The sequence below is a fragment of the Pseudomonas sp. DL genome (assembly GCF_047199225.1).
Lineage (GTDB): Bacteria > Pseudomonadota > Gammaproteobacteria > Pseudomonadales > Pseudomonadaceae > Pseudomonas > Pseudomonas aeruginosa.
In genome coordinates, this window is the sequence record NZ_CP178323.1 from 1210124 (window position 1) to 1227664 (window position 17541).

At 59.9% G+C, this 17541-nt stretch carries 22 protein-coding genes and 1 tRNA gene; 8 read left to right on the forward strand and 15 right to left on the reverse strand.

Going from position 1 to position 17541, the window contains the following annotated elements; genetic code table 11:
• Positions 1-8: 8 nt before the first annotated feature.
• The 14 genes from ACI766_RS05665 to ACI766_RS05730 form a co-directional block, all read right to left on the reverse strand.
• Positions 9-1688, reverse strand: a complete 1680-nt coding sequence (locus ACI766_RS05665) for a glycosyl hydrolase family 28-related protein (protein WP_023085958.1) — start codon at positions 1686-1688, stop codon at positions 9-11.
• A gap of 17 nt (positions 1689-1705) precedes the next feature.
• Positions 1706-1933, reverse strand: a complete 228-nt coding sequence (locus ACI766_RS05670; RefSeq protein ID WP_023085959.1) for a hypothetical protein — start codon at positions 1931-1933, stop codon at positions 1706-1708.
• Positions 1930-2418 (reverse strand): hypothetical protein, encoded by a 489-nt coding sequence (locus ACI766_RS05675; RefSeq protein ID WP_023085960.1) that lies wholly within the window; start codon positions 2416-2418, stop codon positions 1930-1932. Before ACI766_RS05675 ends, ACI766_RS05670 begins: the two co-directional genes overlap by 4 nt.
• Positions 2415-2630, reverse strand: a complete 216-nt coding sequence (locus ACI766_RS05680) for a hypothetical protein (RefSeq protein ID WP_023085961.1) — start codon at positions 2628-2630, stop codon at positions 2415-2417. The genes ACI766_RS05675 and ACI766_RS05680 overlap by 4 nt, the downstream gene beginning before the upstream one ends.
• Complete coding sequence (locus ACI766_RS05685) at positions 2630-3646, reverse strand: phage major capsid protein (protein WP_023085962.1); 1017 nt, start codon at positions 3644-3646, stop codon at positions 2630-2632. The genes ACI766_RS05680 and ACI766_RS05685 overlap by 1 nt, the downstream gene beginning before the upstream one ends.
• An 844-nt stretch (positions 3647-4490) precedes the next feature.
• A complete protein-coding gene (locus ACI766_RS05690; RefSeq protein ID WP_226340891.1) occupies positions 4491-4889 on the reverse strand; it encodes a hypothetical protein in 399 nt (132 codons plus the stop codon).
• 149 nt (positions 4890-5038) lie between these two features.
• Complete coding sequence (locus tag ACI766_RS05695) at positions 5039-5320, reverse strand: DUF3077 domain-containing protein (RefSeq protein WP_003457699.1); 282 nt, start codon at positions 5318-5320, stop codon at positions 5039-5041.
• The gene (locus ACI766_RS05700; RefSeq protein WP_023085963.1) at positions 5317-5550 is read right to left on the reverse strand and encodes a hypothetical protein; all 234 of its coding nucleotides are present in this window, start codon (positions 5548-5550) and stop codon (positions 5317-5319) included. Before ACI766_RS05700 ends, ACI766_RS05695 begins: the two co-directional genes overlap by 4 nt.
• Entirely contained in the window at positions 5543-5719 is a 177-nt protein-coding gene (locus ACI766_RS05705; protein ID WP_023085964.1) for a hypothetical protein, read from the reverse strand. The genes ACI766_RS05700 and ACI766_RS05705 overlap by 8 nt, the downstream gene beginning before the upstream one ends.
• A gap of 269 nt (positions 5720-5988) precedes the next feature.
• Complete coding sequence (locus ACI766_RS05710) at positions 5989-6336, reverse strand: hypothetical protein (RefSeq protein WP_023085965.1); 348 nt, start codon at positions 6334-6336, stop codon at positions 5989-5991.
• Positions 6336-6551, reverse strand: a complete 216-nt coding sequence (locus tag ACI766_RS05715) for a helix-turn-helix transcriptional regulator (RefSeq protein ID WP_017002363.1) — start codon at positions 6549-6551, stop codon at positions 6336-6338. The genes ACI766_RS05710 and ACI766_RS05715 overlap by 1 nt, the downstream gene beginning before the upstream one ends.
• A gap of 79 nt (positions 6552-6630) precedes the next feature.
• Positions 6631-7137: a hypothetical protein gene (locus tag ACI766_RS05720; RefSeq protein ID WP_124122657.1), complete on the reverse strand. Its 507-nt coding sequence runs from the start codon at positions 7135-7137 to the stop codon at positions 6631-6633.
• A gap of 1 nt (position 7138) precedes the next feature.
• Entirely contained in the window at positions 7139-8344 is a 1206-nt protein-coding gene (locus tag ACI766_RS05725; RefSeq protein WP_031635165.1) for a tyrosine-type recombinase/integrase, read from the reverse strand.
• A 175-nt stretch (positions 8345-8519) separates the two neighbouring features.
• Positions 8520-8606 (reverse strand) — tRNA-Leu (locus ACI766_RS05730).
• Between the two features lie 102 nt (positions 8607-8708).
• On the opposite strand from ACI766_RS05730, the gene queA reads away from it, so the two are divergent.
• From queA to ACI766_RS05760, 6 genes are all read left to right on the forward strand, one after another.
• Positions 8709-9752: a tRNA preQ1(34) S-adenosylmethionine ribosyltransferase-isomerase QueA gene (gene queA, locus ACI766_RS05735; protein ID WP_003162596.1), complete on the forward strand. Its 1044-nt coding sequence runs from the start codon at positions 8709-8711 to the stop codon at positions 9750-9752.
• Between the two features lie 12 nt (positions 9753-9764).
• Entirely contained in the window at positions 9765-10883 is a 1119-nt protein-coding gene (tgt, locus tag ACI766_RS05740) for a tRNA guanosine(34) transglycosylase Tgt (RefSeq protein ID WP_003100607.1), read from the forward strand.
• A 43-nt stretch (positions 10884-10926) separates the two neighbouring features.
• On the forward strand, positions 10927-11265 hold the full coding sequence (gene yajC, locus ACI766_RS05745; protein WP_003092856.1) for a preprotein translocase subunit YajC: 339 nt from the start codon (positions 10927-10929) through the stop codon (positions 11263-11265).
• Positions 11266-11324: 59 nt separating this feature from the next.
• Positions 11325-13187 carry a protein translocase subunit SecD gene (secD, locus tag ACI766_RS05750; RefSeq protein ID WP_003100609.1) on the forward strand — a complete coding sequence of 621 codons (1863 nt, stop codon included), beginning with the start codon at positions 11325-11327 and terminating at the stop codon, positions 13185-13187.
• A 10-nt stretch (positions 13188-13197) separates the two neighbouring features.
• Positions 13198-14118, forward strand: coding sequence for a protein translocase subunit SecF (gene secF / locus ACI766_RS05755; protein WP_003100612.1), 921 nt, complete (start codon positions 13198-13200; stop codon positions 14116-14118).
• Between the two features lie 183 nt (positions 14119-14301).
• The gene (locus ACI766_RS05760) at positions 14302-14850 is read left to right on the forward strand and encodes a glycine zipper 2TM domain-containing protein (protein ID WP_003092848.1); all 549 of its coding nucleotides are present in this window, start codon (positions 14302-14304) and stop codon (positions 14848-14850) included.
• Between the two features lie 104 nt (positions 14851-14954).
• Here the strand turns inward: ACI766_RS05760 and suhB are convergent, their stop codons facing one another.
• Positions 14955-15770 carry an inositol-phosphate phosphatase gene (suhB, locus tag ACI766_RS05765; RefSeq protein WP_003122098.1) on the reverse strand — a complete coding sequence of 272 codons (816 nt, stop codon included), beginning with the start codon at positions 15768-15770 and terminating at the stop codon, positions 14955-14957.
• A 151-nt stretch (positions 15771-15921) separates the two neighbouring features.
• On the opposite strand from suhB, the gene trmJ reads away from it, so the two are divergent.
• Both trmJ and cysE read left to right on the forward strand, forming a co-directional pair.
• Entirely contained in the window at positions 15922-16695 is a 774-nt protein-coding gene (gene trmJ / locus ACI766_RS05770; RefSeq protein WP_003092842.1) for a tRNA (cytosine(32)/uridine(32)-2'-O)-methyltransferase TrmJ, read from the forward strand.
• Positions 16695-17471 carry a serine O-acetyltransferase gene (gene cysE, locus ACI766_RS05775; RefSeq protein ID WP_003100615.1) on the forward strand — a complete coding sequence of 259 codons (777 nt, stop codon included), beginning with the start codon at positions 16695-16697 and terminating at the stop codon, positions 17469-17471. The genes trmJ and cysE overlap by 1 nt, the downstream gene beginning before the upstream one ends.
• The last annotated feature ends 70 nt before the right edge of the window (positions 17472-17541 follow it).

Sequence of the window (17541 nt, forward strand, 5' to 3'; positions counted from 1 at the left end):
TCCTGACATCACCTGACCATGTAGCTGAATGAAGCCTGTAGTGTGTCGCCTTCGGCCCACACCATAGGATATCCTTCTCTAACTTGCTGACCCTTTATCGAAATGGTTATATAGTTTTGGCCTGCGCCGATAGACGCTTTCCCTACGAAGTCGGTGTTTGTACTAGAGTCATAGATGTATACAGTCAAGGCACGCTGATTTCTAGAGAGATGACCTGGAAAAGGTAGAGAGAACCGCCATGCCGAAGCGCTGTCTCCAAAGGTTGTACTAGAACCAGCAGTAAGTTCGATTTCTACCTTGCATTCATAACCATGACGGATGTAGTCTCCTGTAAGGCTCCCATTCCCTACTGCGGGCGTTGCACTGGTCTGCGACCATGTTGGTGTGTAAGTTCGTCGTTGAACATGAACTGAATTGTACTGGCAGTTCGTTGGGTTCTCGATCAAACTTGGAACAGTGCACGATGAACCGATATTGATCCCCTGAGCACTCTCAAGTGCGACCGGTCCGGCAAACGCGACACCATCTAGGGTATGATCGAAGCCGCGCAGCGTAGTTGTTTCTCCGAGCGTCGCGCATCGCCCATTGGAGATATGGAACAGGGTTGACGTGGCGTCATAACGAAGGTCACGGATATAGAACCCCGTCATTGATCCTCCGTTTCCTGCGCCAGGGCCAAGTGCAAAATTAGCACCGCTGAGCCAAATCCCTCGGAAAAAACGTGGGTGCGGGCCGGTATCTCCTGCGATTGCTATGCCGGCGTATGTAGTTGTATCCGTGGGATAGCCTTCAAATGTACTAACATTCGCACCACCTCCGGCATTGTTGTCGAAGTACAATGGTTCGCCGCCCATGTTCACAGCGCGGCAGCGCTCAATTGTCTGGCTGAATCCTGCGGGGATGCGGAACCCCTTGCCGGAAAAGTTCGCCCCATTTCCTTCCAAATTTATATCTAGGATGGTTCCGAGCGATCCCACCAACACCATATCGATATTTGCGCCTTTTTTAATGGTGGTGCCTCTCTGACCTCCACGTCCTAGCCAACGTTGGCTTTGAAGCTGAACCAATGTATCCGTGATTAGGTAGGTTCCATTGGGAAACTCTACATCTGAACCGATACCAGCTGCGGCAATCGCCGCTTGGATAGCAGTTGTATCATCGGTTACTCCGTCACCTACCGCGCCATAATCAGTTACCACTATTTTCCTCAGGGCCTGCAAGCTTTTTAGGTTCTCTCCAACGGTCCCAGAACTGTACGTTTCGCCCGGATCAAACCCAACTATCCCGGCGCCGCCAGTGACCGCCAGCTCCTGCCTAAGCGCCTGATCAACTCTTGCAATCAAGAATGGCTCGTCCTCTCCCCACGTACCGCTAAGGACTATTGGGAAGCTTGCTGGAAGCTTGATGCTATACAGGTTCTCGCCACGTTCAATTAATTGAGTCGCGCGGTCTACTTGCAGCGGAGAACCGTCGATATATGTCAAGGGTGGAAGCTCAAAACCAGAGTTCGCAAGGAATCTAGAGACCCTCTCCTCGATACCAAACCAAGTTGGCCGATGTACGTCGAAGCGGTCAGTCCATTGCTCATTGGTTCGATCATTCATCGCCGTATCGTAGTTCTCGGCGTTATCGTACAGATCCCGTGGATCCTTCGAGCCAAGAGGGTTCCTGGTGTGATATGTGGTCATTTTTGTCCTCCGGAAGATCACTGCTTGGCTTTGGGCCAAAGGTTCATGGCTTGGTCGAGTAGGGCGGCGCTTTCCTGTAGATCGTCAAAGGTACCTAGACTATCCAGATCCTGCTCTTCGAAGTACGCGCGGGCTACCTGCTGGCAGAGACGCTGGAAAGTGCAGCCATCCAGCCAATCGGCATGAGTGCTGATGATCCGGCCGAGGCTGTCGAGGATTTCGTTTTCGTCTGCTGCCCTGGTCATTGTTTGGTCTCCAGATTTTTCGCAAGAAGCGCCATAAGGAAAGGTTTAGATTTGCCGTTTTCCACAAGGATGAGCAGCCTGTCCGGCTCGTTTCTTAGCACGCGCACATCTCCCATTTCGTTCCGCAGTGCGGAGAGACGCTGAGCTAAAACGGGGTTCATTGGCTGCTGCGCGATTCGGTCCCAGTGGCTTTGAGGAAGAGATTTCACGAGTCCTATGAGGTCTAAAGGGGGAAGTTCCTCGGGCTTATGCTGGTCGTTGCTGCCGTCGGCTGTCTCTGCCTGGATGGCGGTTGAAGACGTTTCGAAAGCCTTTAGGAAGTCATCGAACGTGCCATAGTCGTCCAGTTCTTCATCTTCGTAGTTCGCGCGAGCGGCGATCATGGCGAGCTTCTGGAAAAGACGTCCATCGAGCCATTCGGCGTTCTTTCCGATGATCTCGCCTATAGCGTCGATGACTGCGTTGCACTGGTGATTGGTGCTCATCGGCTGGACTCCACATTGGCCAATAATTCGGTCAGGACCTTGATATCGCCCTCCAGTCGTTCGATGCGCACAAGTGAATTGATCAACTGCCCAGTCAAAATTGCGGCAGCGGCCATGCCGAAAGGCTCTTTGGCGCCAGCATTGGCGAACTCCTTGGACTCATCGATGATGCGCCTGGCGAGCTTCTGCACGCGGTCTTCGGATGTGCTCATCACGCACCCCACTGAACGCCGGACAGCCAGGATACTGAGCCAGCACGAACCGCTTCCCAGTTCAGGAAACGCTCAGCCAGAGCAGAGGTGAGGTCGTTCTGCCAAAGCGACAGGTACCCGGTGCCGCCTTGCCCATCATCTGTCTGGATGGTTGCGATAGTGGATTGTTTGATATCAACACCTTCATCTGTGAGGAGGATTCCGGCCGGATCGATGAGAGCCACTAGAGCGCCGTTGGAATCCTTCGGTACCGAGTCGCTAGTCACAACCGGGATACCAAACATCTCACCGCCACGCACTGTCAGACTCGTCTCGCCGAGGGACGCTTGTATCATCGACAGCTCAAGGGCTGACTCTGGATGCATCGCGATAACCGCGGTTTCGAGCGAACCACCGAAGTTCGCGAAAAGCGCCCGAATATCAGTGCGCATAGCGTCAGCATCGCTGCCGGATGAAGGGATAGGTGTAACCCCACTGGTGATAGACGCCGGAGACTCAGCGTTACCCGAGTTGGTTGGGTCCAAGAAGGAGACCCCTTCGAGGGCGGCAATAGGATTCACCAGGTCATTGCTAACGGCCGACTCGAACTCGGCGCCTTGTCCCTGAAGTAGTTCGTTGGTTAGCACCAGAAGTGCGGTGACCTTTTTTGAGTCGAGGCGCTTCTGCTCAAACGCAGTGTGCGTGGCCACCTTCGGCTGCCCTTGGGCAGTCCAATACACCGCAGGTCTCTCGGTTTGTGCCAGCACGCGCGTCTCTGCTGGAATGGCCCGGAAGGGTGAGATGGAGTTGATCTTGCCGATCAAAGATCGGGTTTGAACAAGTTCGATAAATGCGCGCCCAGCGGAACGGAAGTCAGGGTCAGCATGTAGATCGCTGGTTGTAACCACCGCCTTTTCCAAAAGGCGGACCACTGCGCTGGAGTGGCCATAAAGTGATCGACTGATCGTCAGAGCTGATTGCCGATCACGGTTGGCTAGAAGCGCTTTGGCGAATTGGGAAAGGACGAGTTCGCGCATGGGTTTCTCCAGAAAAGTTGCTGGAGAAATGGTCGCTTCCCTGCGCTCCTTGAACCATGCCGAGATTTCCGTCTGTTCCGCGAAACCCAGAGTTTTCCGGGTTATCCGTGACCGTACGTCCTTTCGATCGCAATAGCGAGATCGCGAAGACGGTAGAGACGGCGATTTCCAAGTCGCCGGTAGGGCAGTTGACAGACGCCTTCGCTTATCTGCTTCCGCAGTGTGTCTCCACTCGAGTATCCAAGCAGATCAGCAGCGTCGTTCTCACTCACGGCGTGATCACCGGAAAGGCGGATATCCCGTTCTCTACACGCGTCCAGCAGTAACCGGACGGTAGCCTCGACGCGAGCCTCAATTGAATCGGTCATCAGCATCACCTCGCTACCACTTTGCTGGTTTTCCACATACTGGTTTGCTGTTTTTTCGCAACCAAGGATGCGAATGGCACTAATGCAGCCTGCGTTAACCCGTCCTCGAATACGTGAACATCCGCAGGCTTGCTACCAATGCGATAAGAGCCTCCCACCAGAGGTACACGTTTCGTGACTAAGCGTGATTGTGCGTGGTGGAAACGCCTCACTGAGACCAAATTGCCACACTGGCCCAGGTGGGGCCGGGGCTGAAGTCGGCACACTGCTAGACCGAACGAAAATCCAAGGTTGGAAATTTTGCGACGTGGGGCTGCGCGCACTCTTGAGGGCATTTTTGAGCAGGAGGAGAGGTAAATCAGAAGATCTAAATCCCAGGCTGCGCCTGGTATATCTAAGAAGGAGTCCAGAAAATGGACTAAGTGAACTGCTTCCATGCGTCCATTTTCTGGACCGATGAGAGTGTTTTTCATGGCCTAGGCAACCTCCATGAGTCCATTTTTTGGACGCAGTGCGTCCATTTTCTGGACTGGGTGTTTTGTTCTTTCGAGACTGAATTTCCGGGGAGGCGTGGTGGTGGGCGAAATCTCGATCTTCCCTTCGCACGGATCGATAGGGCGCCAAGTAATGGCGTAAAGCGCACAACAGCCACCTGGCTTGATGAACTTGCCTTCTCGAGTACGAATGATCAGATCGTGCTCCTGAAGCTCATCCAGAGCCTTGGCGAGGGTGGTACGGCTGTTCACACCCCATTGCTTGGCTTGAGTGAATGAGGCACTGAGGTCACCGTTGTTCATGCCTCGGTACTGCCGAAGCAATCCCAGCAGTACCTTCAGCGCGCCACCAGAAAGCGTCCGGAAGTCTTCGCTATCCATTACCGCGTGCGGCAAGGCAGCGAAGGTCCCGGACGGGTTACGCCCCTTTGACTTCCTCAGGTTTCGGCCCACGGTTAGTCCGCCTTCTGGGCTTCTACAGGCAAGCCGATCCCGTCGGCGATGATTCGCCGTTTTTTGGAGCGCATGATTTACTCCTTGCCGGGTTCGGCTTGCTCTGCCTGGAGACCTGCCCAGACGGCATCTACAGCAGCTTTCGCCTGGGTAATGATCATCTCAATGGCGTACACGCAGTTGGCCTCAAGCGGCATGCCCTCGGCCTTGCGAGTTAGGGAACGGGCGATGTCCAGCATGCAGGACACGTTTTCGATCACTTCCGGAATAGGCGCGCCGCTATTTACAGAGAACAGAGGCGTATCTTTAAGCCCCGTCAACGCATCGAAGTCCGTTTTCTTAGTGGTTGCACGCTTCATTGGGCACCCCCATTCCGCTCTTCTTCCACGGCGGAGCACAGGTCATAACTAGCTCCCGAGATGTAGGCAGACAAGGCCGCTACAGCGTTAAGCAGGCCGCTTACTTCGTGATCATGAAGATGGTGCTCGCAGCCATCGGCGCCCAGCAGGTTTGCGATTGTCTCCAGTGCAATGCTAGCGGTACTCAGGTTATTTCCGACCTTATCGGCAACAAAGGTGAGATTACGCATGGCTCGCCTCCTGCGTTTCCAGTGCGCGAGCCTGCTTCATGGCTGCGTTGTAACGGCGTAGGCGAACGGCGAGAGATGAATTGCTATGGAGGGCGGCAATTGCGCAGGCGCGATGGAAGCGTGCGCGAGCTTTAGACGGATTGAGGGTGAGGATGCGACGCTTGGTCATGGAAAGATCTCCAATGCTGGATGACTTTCCGCTCGTCTGACGCCAATCAGGGAGAGCGGAGCCGTGCGGCGTTGGCGTACCGGGCATTGGAACCGGCGCATCCGAAGATGCCACCACACGGCCCCACCCATAGAGGTGCTGCCATGCTGCGGACACAAAAAAACCGCTCTGAGGCGGTGTGTCCGCCAATGCTACCGAGACGCCAATCCCGTCTGCCGAATTTGCGGCAGCGAGAAGACTATAGAGCCAGGTCGGAGGGATCGCAAGAGTCATGCTGCAACCCTCCAATTGAGGGTCATCATCGAGAGGGCCCGCTGGGCACGCTTCCGCTGCGACTCGGGGATGCTGTAGCGGTTCACGTCGCAGCCTTTGCCCCAGCGGGTCGGAACACGCTCGGGGACGATATCGAAATCGACCCCCCAGTTGTGTTTCAAGGCGCTGATGGTGGAGTTCAGACAGTGATCGCCCAGCCGCTCGGCTTCGAAGCGGTTTAGAGAGCCGCCAGCGACCAGGTAAGCGAGGATCCTGCTGGTCTTGGTGGGAGCATTGGCGACTGTGATAGTATTACGTTCAGAACGTTGTGGGCTGGCCTGTTGGTCGGCCTTTTTTTTGTTCATTAGGCGGCCACCCCGCGAGCTTCGGCAATGCGCGAACCCATCCAGGCATGAACCTCGTCTTCGGCCCATACAACGGTCATCGGCCCGAGATTGATTTGAGCAGGGAAGGTTCCAGCAGCGATCCGGCGATATAGGTCGGACTTGCTGAGTGATGTGATGGAAAGAACTTCTTTAATGCGGATGAAGCGTTGGGGCCGGGTAGTTTTGTCTGCCATCGCTATAGCCTCCTTGGGGCTGTTTGGGAGCGATGGGCAAATGCTATGGATGACTACCGATTAAGTATTTCCAAGAGATTTAGCTTTTCTTTGGAAGTTTTCGCGATCGGTGATAGCCAGACTTGTAGTACGCGCTTTTTGCCGTTCCGGCGCTAACATTCAGGGCTTTTCCAATTTCATGGAAAAGCCCCTCGTCTACTGGCATGCCTTTTCTTTTCAATCTCATAACCAAGGCGGGAACTGCGAAAGCAAGACGCCGAGCCTTCCTCATGGCAGCAAAATGCGACCCTTTTGGTAGCGTTACTCCGAACGCCTCGTCCAGTGTCTTTACGTGTAAATGTCGCCACTCACGAAAACATTGCTGGTACCCAGCCGAAAGCCATTCAGGCATAGGAAGCTCATGGATCGCGCACAGGCGAAGTGCTTCAAGGACACTGTTCCGCTCTCCTTCCTCAAAGCTAGATCGATAAGCTTCCAGCATCAGCGACCATGCCTGCCAGCGCTGGAACGGGCTTACGGGGCCATCGTCTCCAGCGGCCTTTGCTTGCTCAAAACTCCAAGTTGGGTCGAAGTCTGCAAAATCCATCTCAGGCACTCCTAAGAGCCAGGACATTCGCACCAGCACAGAGCGCATCAATCTCGTTCGCCCAGGCTTGCATCATTCCCCGGCGCTGCTCCAAGTAGCTGGCGTGGTTGTAGGTGTCGCGGATCTCGTCTCTATCACCATGCGCCAGTTGGCGCTCAATCCAGTCACGATTGAAGCCCTGGTTGTTCATCTCCGTGCTGAACAGATGCCGGAAACCGTGCCCGGTCTGGCGTCCTTTGTAGCCGGCCTCGGCCAGAGCCTTGTTAATGGTGTTCTCACTCATCGGCCGATTGGCATGGTTGCGGCCTGCGAAAACCAACTCATACCGGCCGGTAATTTCGTGGATCTGGCGCAGGATGGTTATGGCTTGATGGGGAAGGGGAACGATGTGTGGGCGGCGTGCCTTCATACGCTCCCTCGGGATCGTCCAGGTAGCATTTTTCAGATCGAACTCTGACCAGGGCGCTGCCCGTAACTCTCCGGGCCGAACTACCGTGAGAATCAGTAGTTGGATAGCTGCGCGCGTCAGTGTATTGATCCGTGCTCCATCAACTTTATGTAGCAGTTCAGGAAGCTCTGCCATCGTGACGTGAGGATGGTGACGCGCAACCGGAGCGTGCGCAGCGATGACGTCAAGATCGGTTGCCGGGTTGCCTTCCACCACTCCCTTGGCGAGGCCGTAGCGGAATATCTGACTCAGCCACTGCCGTGCCTTCCTGGCAACGTTGTGTGCGCCGCGTTGTTCAATTCTGCGGATGAGTTCGACCAGTTCCGGGCGGCTGATGGCTCTGACTGGGCGTTTGCCTAACGCAGGCAACAGATCCGACTTCATATATGCCGCGGCTTTGTCGGCAGTCGACTTCGCCCAGCGGGGTGAGCGGTAAGCATGCCATTCCCTTGCCAAGGATTCGAAGGTAAGGCTTTCGTTCTGCTTATTTATTCTCTCTGCCTGGCGCTCGACGCTTGGGTCTTTCCCTTCGGACAGAAGAAGCTTGGCTTCGTCTCGTCGTCTGCGCGCCTGAAGGAGTGTGACAGTGGGGTAGGTGCCGAAAGACAGGAGTTTCTCTTTCCCTGCCATGCGGTACTTGAGGCGCCACAGCTTGGAGCCGTTTGGATTGATTAGCAGGTACAGCCCTTGAGAGTCGCTCAGCTTATAGGGCTTCGCTGCGGGCTTTGCTGCCTTGATGGCGCTATCCGTGAGGGGCATTGAACGGGCTCGTCTGGGGGTATCGTTCGTGACCGAACTAAGATGCCCCCAGATATACCCCCAACGAGTTGGGCTTACAAGGGTTCGCTTGGGAACTGTAGACAACAAAAAACCGGCGCGAAGGCCGGTTTCTCTGCTGTCCTGGGCTCCCCTGGAAACGCTTGGGAAGTCAGGATGGTGCCTCGGGAGAGACTCGAACTCTCACTCTGTCGCCAGAAACGGATTTTGAATCCGCCGCGTCTACCGATTCCGCCACCGAGGCAATGGCGGCGCAGTATAGGGAGGCGCCTACCGTTGGTCAATCGGGTTCGTGGCGGGGAAAACACATTTCCGGTAAGCTACGCGGCCTTTCGAGAGTCTCCCCATGCGTGTCGCCGATTTTCATTTCGACTTGCCCGAGGCCCTGATCGCCCGTCATCCCCTGCCTGAACGCCGCGCAAGCCGCCTGTTGGCGCTGGATGGCCCGACGGGAACCCTCGCCCACAGACAATTCGCCGATCTCCTGGACTACCTGCGTCCGGGCGACCTGATGGTGTTCAACAATACCCGGGTGATCCCGGCGCGCCTGTTCGGCCAGAAGGAATCCGGCGGCAAGCTGGAAGTCCTGGTCGAGCGCGTGCTCGACCAGCACCGGGTGCTTGCCCACATACGCGCCAGCAAGGCGCCCAAGCCCGGCACGCGGATTCTCGTCGAAGGCGGTGGCAGCGCGGAGATGCTGCAACGCCACGACGCCCTGTTCGAACTCGCGTTCGCCGAACCCGTGCTGCCTTTGCTGGAGCGGGTCGGGCACATGCCGTTGCCTCCCTATATCGACCGACCGGACGATGCGGCCGACCGCGAGCGCTACCAGACCGTCTACGCCCAGCGCGCCGGTGCGGTGGCGGCCCCGACCGCCGGCCTGCACTTCGATGAGGCGCTGCTCGAGGCGATCCGCGCGAAGGGGGTGGATACCGCCTTCGTTACCCTGCATGTCGGCGCCGGTACCTTCCAGCCGGTGCGTGTCGAGCGTATCGAGGACCATGTGATGCACCGCGAATGGCTGGAGGTCGGCCAGGACGTGGTGGACGCGGTTTCCGTCTGCCGGGCCCGCGGCGGCCGGGTAGTCGCCGTCGGCACCACCAGCGTGCGCTCGCTGGAAAGCGCGGCACGCGACGGTGAGATGAAGCCCTTCAGCGGCGACACCGACATCTTCATCTACCCGGGCCGGCCGTTCCATGTGGTCGATGCCCTGGTCACCAACTTCCACCTGCCCGAATCCACCCTGCTGATGCTGGTCTCGGCCTTCGCCGGCTACCCGGAGACCATGGCCGCCTACGCCGCGGCGGTGGCGCAGGGCTATCGCTTCTTCAGTTACGGTGATGCCATGTTCATCACCCGCAATCCCGCGCCCCGCGGACCCGAGGACTGATCCATGAGCTTCATGAACTTCGAGCTGCTGGCGACCGACGGCAAGGCCCGTCGCGGCCGCCTGACCTTCCCCCGCGGCGTGGTCGAGACCCCGGCCTTCATGCCGGTGGGCACCTACGGCACGGTGAAGGGCATGTTGCCGCGCGACATCGAGGACATCGGCGCGCAGATCATCCTCGGCAACACCTTCCATCTCTGGTTGCGCCCGGGCACCGAGGTGATCCAGCGCCACGGCGACCTGCACGACTTCATGCAGTGGAAAGGCCCGATCCTCACCGATTCCGGCGGTTTCCAGGTGTTCAGCCTGGGAGCCATGCGCAAGATCAAGGAGGAGGGCGTGACCTTCGCCTCGCCGGTGGACGGCGCCAAGGTCTTCATGGGGCCGGAGGAGTCCATGGCGGTGCAACGCGCCCTGGGCTCGGACATCGTGATGATCTTCGACGAATGCACGCCGTACCCGGCCGACCATGACGTCGCCAAGCGCTCCATGGAGCTGTCGCTGCGCTGGGCCAAGCGCTCGAAGATCGCCCATGGCGATAGCCCGTCGGCGCTGTTCGGCATCGTCCAGGGCGGTATGCACGAGGACCTGCGCCTGCGCTCGCTGGATGGCTTGCAGGAGATCGGCTTCGACGGCCTGGCCATCGGTGGTTTGTCGGTGGGCGAGCCGAAGGAAGAGATGATCCGCGTGCTCGATTTCCTGCCGCCGCAGATGCCGGCCGACAAGCCGCGCTACCTGATGGGCGTGGGCAAGCCGGAAGACCTGGTGGAAGGCGTGCGCCGCGGCGTGGACATGTTCGACTGCGTGATGCCGACGCGCAATGCGCGCAACGGCCACCTGTTCGTCGACAGCGGGGTGATCAAGATCCGCAACTCGGTACACAAGCACGACGACTCCACGCTCGACCCGACCTGCGACTGTTACACCTGCAAACATTTTTCCCGCGCCTATCTGCACCACTTGGACAAGTGCGGGGAAATGCTCGGTAGCATGCTCAATACCATCCACAACTTGCGGCATTATCAGCGGGTTATGGCTGGTTTGCGCGAGGCAATCCAACAGGGTACATTGGCCGCCTTTGTCGATGCCTTCTATGCCAAGCGCGGCCTTCCCACGCCGCCGCTGGATGCCTGACTTTCCTTTATCCAACTCTATTGCTTTGTGACAGGAGTGCTACATGAGCTTTCTAATTCCCGCTGCCTACGCCGACGCAGCCGCTCCGGCAGCCGCTGGCCCGGCCGGCACCGGTTTCGAGTGGGTCTTCCTGGTTGGTTTCCTGGTCATCTTCTACCTGATGATCTGGCGTCCCCAGGCCAAGCGCGCCAAGGAACACAAGAACCTGCTGGGCAACCTGCAAAAAGGTGACGAAGTCGTCACTTCCGGCGGTATCGCCGGCAAGGTGACCAAGGTCGCCGACGATTTCGTCGTCGTCGAGGTTTCCGACAACGTCGAGCTGAAGTTCCAGAAGGCCGCGATTGCCGCGACCCTGCCGAAAGGCACCCTGAAGGCGATCTGATTTTCACCTAAACACATGACGGGGCGCGCAAGGCGCCCCGCGTCATAACGGGCGGTGTCATGCTCAACAAGTATCCTCTGTGGAAATATCTGCTGATCCTGGCGGTCCTCGCCGTCGGGTTCATCTATTCCGCACCCAACCTCTACCCGGACGACCCGGCGGTGCAGATCAGCGGCGCCAGCACGGCGCTGCAGGTCACCCAGGCCGATGTCGACCGCGCTGCCAAGGCGCTGACCGACGCCGGTATCGCGGTGAAGGCCGACAGCCTGTCGAAGAAGGGCGGCCTGATCCGCCTGGTCAAGCAGGACGACCAGCTTCCCGCCAAGGAAGTGGTGCGCCGGACCCTGGGCGACGACTACGTGGTGGCGCTGAACCTGGCCCAGACCACTCCCGAGTGGCTGCGCAAGCTGGGCGGCAGCCCGATGAAGCTCGGCCTGGATCTGTCCGGCGGTGTGCACTTCCTGCTGGAAGTGGACATGGACAAGGCGGTCGATGCCCGCCTGAAGGTCTATGAAAGCGAAGTGAAGAGCCTGCTGCGCAAGGAGCGCGTGCGCTACCGCAGCCTGCCGATCCAGGATCGCGCGATCCAGCTCGGTTTCACCGACAGCGAATCCCTGGACAAGGCGCGCAGCCTGATCGCCAAGGACTTCCGCGATTTCGAGGTCGTGCCCGAAGAGCGCAACGGCCTGCAGGTCCTGCGCGTCGCCCTGACCCAGGCCAAACTGGCGGAAATCCGCGAATACTCCATCAAGCAGAACCTCACCACCGTCCGCAACCGGGTCAACGAGCTGGGCGTATCCGAGCCGCTGGTTCAGCGCCAGGGCGCCAATCGCATCGTGGTCGAGCTGCCGGGCGTGCAGGACACCGCGGAAGCCAAGCGGATCCTCGGCAAGACCGCCAACCTAGAATTCCGCCTGGCCGCCGAGCCGGACGCCCTGAAGTCCGCCACCGAGACCTTCGAGTTCCGCGAGCCGCGCCGGCCGCCGGTGCCGCTGGAGCGCGGGGTGATCATCACCGGCGACCAGGTCACCGACGCCAGCGCCAGTTTCGACGAGAACGGCCGCCCGCAGGTGAACATCCGCCTGGATGGCCATGGCGGCGAGCTGATGAACCGCGCCACCCGCAACAACGTCGGCCGCAGCATGGCGGTGGTGTTCATCGAGCAGAAGCCGGTGACCCGCTACACCAAGCAGATGGTCGATGGCGTCGAGAAGGAGGTCGCGGTTCCGGCGTTCAAGGAAGAGAAGCAGATCATCAGCCTGGCGACCATCCAGTCGCCGCTGGGCAACCAGTTCCGTATCACCGGCCTCGATGGCCCGGGCGAGTCCTCCGAGCTGGCCCTGCTGCTGCGTGCCGGCGGCCTGGCTGCGCCGATGTACTTCGCCGAAGAACGCACCATCGGCCCGAGCCTGGGGGCGGACAACATCGCCAAGGGTATCGATGCGTCGCTCTGGGGCATGCTCTTCGTATCGCTGTTCATCATCGTCATCTACCGTTTCTTCGGCGTGATCGCCACCGTTGCGCTGGCTTTCAACATGGTCATGCTGGTGGCGCTGATGTCGATCCTCGGCGCGACCCTGACCCTGCCGGGCATCGCCGGTATCGTGCTGACCATGGGCATGGCGGTGGACGCCAACGTGCTGATCTTCTCGCGGATACGCGAGGAACTGGCCAATGGCATGTCGGTCCAGAGGGCGATCCACGAAGGCTTCAACCGTGCCTTCACCGCGATCCTCGACGCCAACCTGACCTCGCTGCTGGTCGGCGGCATCCTCTACGCCATGGGCACCGGCCCGGTGAAAGGATTTGCCGTGACCATGTCGCTCGGCATCATCACCTCGATGTTCACGGCCATCATGGTCACCCGCGCAATGGTCAACCTGATCTTCGGCGGGCGTGACTTCAAGAAGCTGTGGATCTAAGGGGACTGAGATGAATATCAAGATCGGTACCATCAACTTCATGGGCATCCGCAACGTCGCGTTTGCCGTCACCCTGATCCTGACCGTCATCGCCCTGGGCAGCTGGTTCACCAAGGGCATCAACTTCGGCCTCGACTTCACCGGCGGTACGCTGATCGAGCTGACCTACGAACAACCGGCCGATCTCGGCAAGGTGCGTGGTCAACTGGTCGGCGCCGGCTACGAGGACGCCGTGGTGCAGAGCTTCGGCGACGCCCGCGACGTGCTGGTGCGGATGCCCAGCGAGGACCCGGAACTGGGCAAGAAGGTCGCTACCGCCTTGCAGCAGGCCGATGCCGGCAACCCGGCGAACCTGAAGCGGGTCGAGTACGTCGGCCCGCAGGTGGGTGAAGAACTGCGCGACCAGGGCGGCCTCGGCATGCTCCTGGCGCTGGGCGGCATCCTGCTGTACGTCGGCTTCCGCTTCCAGTGGAAGTTCGCCCTCGGTGCGATCCTCTCGCTGGTGCACGATGCGATCATCGTGATGGGCGTGCTGTCGTTCTTCCAGGTGACCTTCGACCTGACCGTCCTCGCCGCTGTGCTGGCGGTGGTCGGTTACTCGCTGAACGACACCATCGTGATCTTCGACCGGGTGCGCGAGAACTTCCGCGTGCTGCGCAAGGCCGATCTGGTCGAGAACCTGAACATCTCCACCAGCCAGACCCTGTTGCGTACCATCGCCACCTCGGTTTCCACGCTGCTGGCTATCGCCGCGCTGCTGTTCTTCGGCGGCGACAACCTGTTCGGTTTCTCCATCGCCCTGTTCGTCGGTGTAATGGCGGGTACCTACTCGTCGATCTACATCGCCAACGTGGTATTGATCTGGCTGAACCTGACCAGCGAGGACCTGATCCCGCCGCAGGCCAAGGACACCGTCGACGATCGCCCCTGAGGCGCTCTGGTTCGGCACTCCGGCGCCTGCCGGTCACTCGAGGACTCCCGCTTTTGGCGGGAGTTTTCGTATCTGCGCCAACGAAACGTTTGTCGGGAGCCTGGAACTTGGTGGTTTTTGCCCAGTCCTAGGCAAGGCAAAGGGCGAACATAGCCCGCATTGGATGAAAGCCAGGAGGTACATGTGAACAAGTCGATGCTCGTCGGGGCCGTTCTGGGTGCCGTAGGCGTGACCGCAGGTGGCGCGGTAGCCACCTATAGCCTGGTGGATCGCGGTCCCGACTACGCCGAGGTCGTCGCTGTCCAGCCGGTCAAGGAAACCATCAAGACGCCGCGCCAGGTCTGCAAGGACGTGGCCGTGACCCGCCAGCGTCCGGTCAAGGACCAGCACCAGATCGCCGGTACCGCCATCGGTGCGGTGGTCGGCGGCTTGCTGGGCAACCAGATCGGCGGCGGTACCGGCAAGAAGATCGCCACCGTGGCCGGCGCCGTCGGCGGCGGCTACGCCGGCAACAAGGTGCAGGAAGGCATGCAGGAGCGTGACACCTACACCACCACCGAAACCCGCTGCAGCACCGTGCACGACAGCAGCGAGAAGGTCGTCGGCTATGACGTGAAGTACATGCTCGACGGCAAGGCCGGGCAGATCCGCATGGAGCGCGATCCGGGCAGCCAGATCCCGGTCGACAAGAATGGCCGGCTGATCCTCAGCCAGGGCGAAACGCTGCGCTGAGCCTGACTGTCGCAATGATGCACAAGGGCGCCCGCGGGCGCCCTTGTGCATTTTCATGGAGATGAAAAACCCGGCGCCAGGCCGGGTTCTTCGTCAGCGGCGGATCAGCGCTTCAGCGACGGCGGCAGGTGCGGCTGGATGGTGGTCAGCAGTGCCTTGAAGCATTTGGTGTTGCCGGCGACGATGTGACCCTTCTCGAGGAATTCGTGGCTGCCGGTGAAGTCGCTCACCAGGCCGCCGGCTTCCTGTACCAGCAGGGCGCCTGCCGCCATGTCCCATTCGGACAGGCCGAATTCCCAGAAGGCGTCGTAGCGTCCGGCGGCGACGTAGGCCAGGTCCAGACTGGCGGCGCCGGCGCGGCGGATGCCGGCGGTCTGGCCGACCAGGCTGCGGAACATGTTCAGGTAGTTGTCGAGATTGTCGATCTGGTTGTCGCGGAACGGGAACCCGGTGCCGAGCAGGGCGCCTTCCAGGCTCTTGCGGCCGCTGACGCGCAGGCGGCGACCGTTGAGGGCGGCGCCGCGACCGCGGCTGGCGGTGAATTCTTCCTGGCGTACCGGGTCAAGGACCACGGCGTGCTCCAGGCGGCCCTTGTACTTGCAGGCGATGCTCACGGCGAAGTGCGGTACGCCATGGATGAAGTTGGTGGTGCCGTCCAGCGGATCGATCACCCAGAGGTAATCGGCGCCCTCGCCGCTGCCTTCGATGAAGCCGCCTTCCTCGCCCATGATCGCGTGAGTCGGATAGGCCTTGCGCAGCGCGGCGATGATGGTCTGCTCGGCGGCGCGATCGACTTCGGTCACGTAGTCCTTGGCATCCTTCTCGTTGACCGAGATGACATCCAGGCGTTCGATGGAGCGGAAAATCAGTTCACCGGCGCTGCGAGCGGCGCGCAGGGCGATATTCAGCATAGGCTGCATGGAGAGGTCACCTGGGTCGTTAAAGAAAGCCGGCCATTCTAGCAGAAACCGATGGCGTTTGAAGGGCGACCTGTCGGCCGCATGGTATAAAGCTGACCTCTGCTGTAGGATTTCACACCCTTCAGTAACTTGGCGTTGGAGAGCATCGGCGTTGCTCGACCGTATTCGTGTGGTGTTGGTCAACACCAGTCATCCCGGCAACATCGGCGGGGCGGCCCGTGCCATGAAGAACATGGGCCTGTCGCAACTGGTGCTGGTGCAGCCGGAAAGCTTTCCCCACGGCGACGCGGTGGCGCGGGCTTCCGGCGCCACCGACATCCTCGACGCCGCAAGGGTGGTGGACACCCTGGAAGAGGCCCTGAGCGGCTGCAGCGTGGTGCTCGGCACCAGCGCCCGCGACCGGCGGATTCCCTGGCCGCTGCTGGATCCGCGCGAGTGCGCGACGACCTGCCTGGAGCACCTGGAGGCGAATGGTGAGGTGGCCCTGGTATTCGGGCGCGAATATGCGGGTTTGACCAACGAAGAATTGCAGCGCTGCCAGTTCCATGTGCATATCCCCTCCGATCCCGAGTTCGGCTCGCTGAACCTGGCGGCCGCGGTCCAGGTGCTCACCTACGAGGTGCGCATGGCGTGGCTGGCGGCCCAGGGCAAGCCGACCAAGATGGAAAAGTTCGAGTCCACCTCGATGCTCAACACCGAGCTGGTGACGGCCGACGAGCTGGAACTCTATTACGCGCATCTGGAGAGGACGCTGATCGATATCGGCTTCCTCGATCCGGAGAAGCCGCGCCACCTGATGTCGCGGTTGCGGCGCCTGTATGGGCGCAGCGCGATCAGCAAGCTGGAAATGAATATCCTGCGCGGGATCCTGACCGAAACCCAGAAGGTGGCCCGAGGCCTGTCCTACAAGCGGAGTGACGACTGATGTTCGAACGTGTGCGTGAAGATATCCAAAGCGTATTCCACCGTGATCCGGCGGCTCGCAACGCACTCGAGGTCCTCACCTGTTATCCGGGCCTGCACGCCGTCTGGCTGCATCGGCTGGCCCACGGCTTGTGGACGTCCGGCTGGAAGTGGCTGGCGCGCCTGGTGTCCAATTTCGGCCGCTGGATGACCGGCATCGAGATCCACCCGGGGGCCAGGATCGGCCGGCGCTTCTTCATCGACCACGGCATGGGCATCGTCATCGGCGAAACCGCCGAGATCGGCGACGACGTCACCCTCTATCAGGGCGTTACCCTGGGCGGCACCACCTGGAACAAGGGCAAGCGCCACCCCACCCTCGGCAACAACGTAGTGGTCGGTGCCGGTGCCAAGGTGCTCGGCCCGTTCACCGTCGGCGAGGGCGCCAAGGTCGGCTCCAACGCCGTGGTGACCAAGGAAGTCCCGCCGGGTGCCACCGTGGTCGGCATTCCCGGGCGGATCATCATGCGCGAGGACTCCGAGCAGCAGGCCAAGCGCCAGGCGATGGCGGAGAAGCTCGGCTTCGATGCCTATGGGGTCAGCCAGGACATGCCGGACCCGGTGGCGCGTGCCATTGGTCAGTTGCTCGATCACCTGCAGGCCGTCGACGGCCGGCTCGAGGGCATGTGCCAGGCGCTCACCGCCCTGGGTAGCGACTACTGCGCGAAGGACCTGCCGGTATTGCGCGAGGAAGATTTCGCCGGAGTCAAGGACGAGGACGGCAATCCGGCCGCGTAATGCGCGGCCGGCGGCTTTCTGCTAGCATGTAGCGCCCTGAATTTGCCTAATCCTGAGTAATTTGATCGGT

What these genes read in the sequence shown, in the direction of transcription:
- suhB (WP_003122098.1), bottom strand. Translation starts at nt 15,770, where the DNA reads ATGCAGCCTATGCTGAATATCGCCCTGCGCGCCGCTCGCAGCGCCGGT.
- secF (WP_003100612.1), top strand. Translation starts at nt 13,198, where the DNA reads ATGAATATCAAGATCGGTACCATCAACTTCATGGGCATCCGCAACGTC.
- ACI766_RS05690 (WP_226340891.1), bottom strand. Translation starts at nt 4,889, where the DNA reads ATGGATAGCGAAGACTTCCGGACGCTTTCTGGTGGCGCGCTGAAGGTA.
- secD (WP_003100609.1), top strand. Translation starts at nt 11,325, where the DNA reads ATGCTCAACAAGTATCCTCTGTGGAAATATCTGCTGATCCTGGCGGTC.
- ACI766_RS05665 (WP_023085958.1), bottom strand. Translation starts at nt 1,688, where the DNA reads ATGACCACATATCACACCAGGAACCCTCTTGGCTCGAAGGATCCACGG.
- ACI766_RS05720 (WP_124122657.1), bottom strand. Translation starts at nt 7,137, where the DNA reads ATGGATTTTGCAGACTTCGACCCAACTTGGAGTTTTGAGCAAGCAAAG.
- ACI766_RS05725 (WP_031635165.1), bottom strand. Translation starts at nt 8,344, where the DNA reads ATGCCCCTCACGGATAGCGCCATCAAGGCAGCAAAGCCCGCAGCGAAG.
- queA (WP_003162596.1), top strand. Translation starts at nt 8,709, where the DNA reads ATGCGTGTCGCCGATTTTCATTTCGACTTGCCCGAGGCCCTGATCGCC.
- ACI766_RS05670 (WP_023085959.1), bottom strand. Translation starts at nt 1,933, where the DNA reads ATGACCAGGGCAGCAGACGAAAACGAAATCCTCGACAGCCTCGGCCGG.
- ACI766_RS05710 (WP_023085965.1), bottom strand. Translation starts at nt 6,336, where the DNA reads ATGAACAAAAAAAAGGCCGACCAACAGGCCAGCCCACAACGTTCTGAA.
- cysE (WP_003100615.1), top strand. Translation starts at nt 16,695, where the DNA reads ATGTTCGAACGTGTGCGTGAAGATATCCAAAGCGTATTCCACCGTGAT.
- ACI766_RS05680 (WP_023085961.1), bottom strand. Translation starts at nt 2,630, where the DNA reads ATGAGCACATCCGAAGACCGCGTGCAGAAGCTCGCCAGGCGCATCATC.
- ACI766_RS05675 (WP_023085960.1), bottom strand. Translation starts at nt 2,418, where the DNA reads ATGAGCACCAATCACCAGTGCAACGCAGTCATCGACGCTATAGGCGAG.
- ACI766_RS05685 (WP_023085962.1), bottom strand. Translation starts at nt 3,646, where the DNA reads ATGCGCGAACTCGTCCTTTCCCAATTCGCCAAAGCGCTTCTAGCCAAC.
- ACI766_RS05695 (WP_003457699.1), bottom strand. Translation starts at nt 5,320, where the DNA reads ATGAAGCGTGCAACCACTAAGAAAACGGACTTCGATGCGTTGACGGGG.
- ACI766_RS05700 (WP_023085963.1), bottom strand. Translation starts at nt 5,550, where the DNA reads ATGCGTAATCTCACCTTTGTTGCCGATAAGGTCGGAAATAACCTGAGT.
- ACI766_RS05705 (WP_023085964.1), bottom strand. Translation starts at nt 5,719, where the DNA reads ATGACCAAGCGTCGCATCCTCACCCTCAATCCGTCTAAAGCTCGCGCA.
- yajC (WP_003092856.1), top strand. Translation starts at nt 10,927, where the DNA reads ATGAGCTTTCTAATTCCCGCTGCCTACGCCGACGCAGCCGCTCCGGCA.
- ACI766_RS05715 (WP_017002363.1), bottom strand. Translation starts at nt 6,551, where the DNA reads ATGGCAGACAAAACTACCCGGCCCCAACGCTTCATCCGCATTAAAGAA.
- tgt (WP_003100607.1), top strand. Translation starts at nt 9,765, where the DNA reads ATGAACTTCGAGCTGCTGGCGACCGACGGCAAGGCCCGTCGCGGCCGC.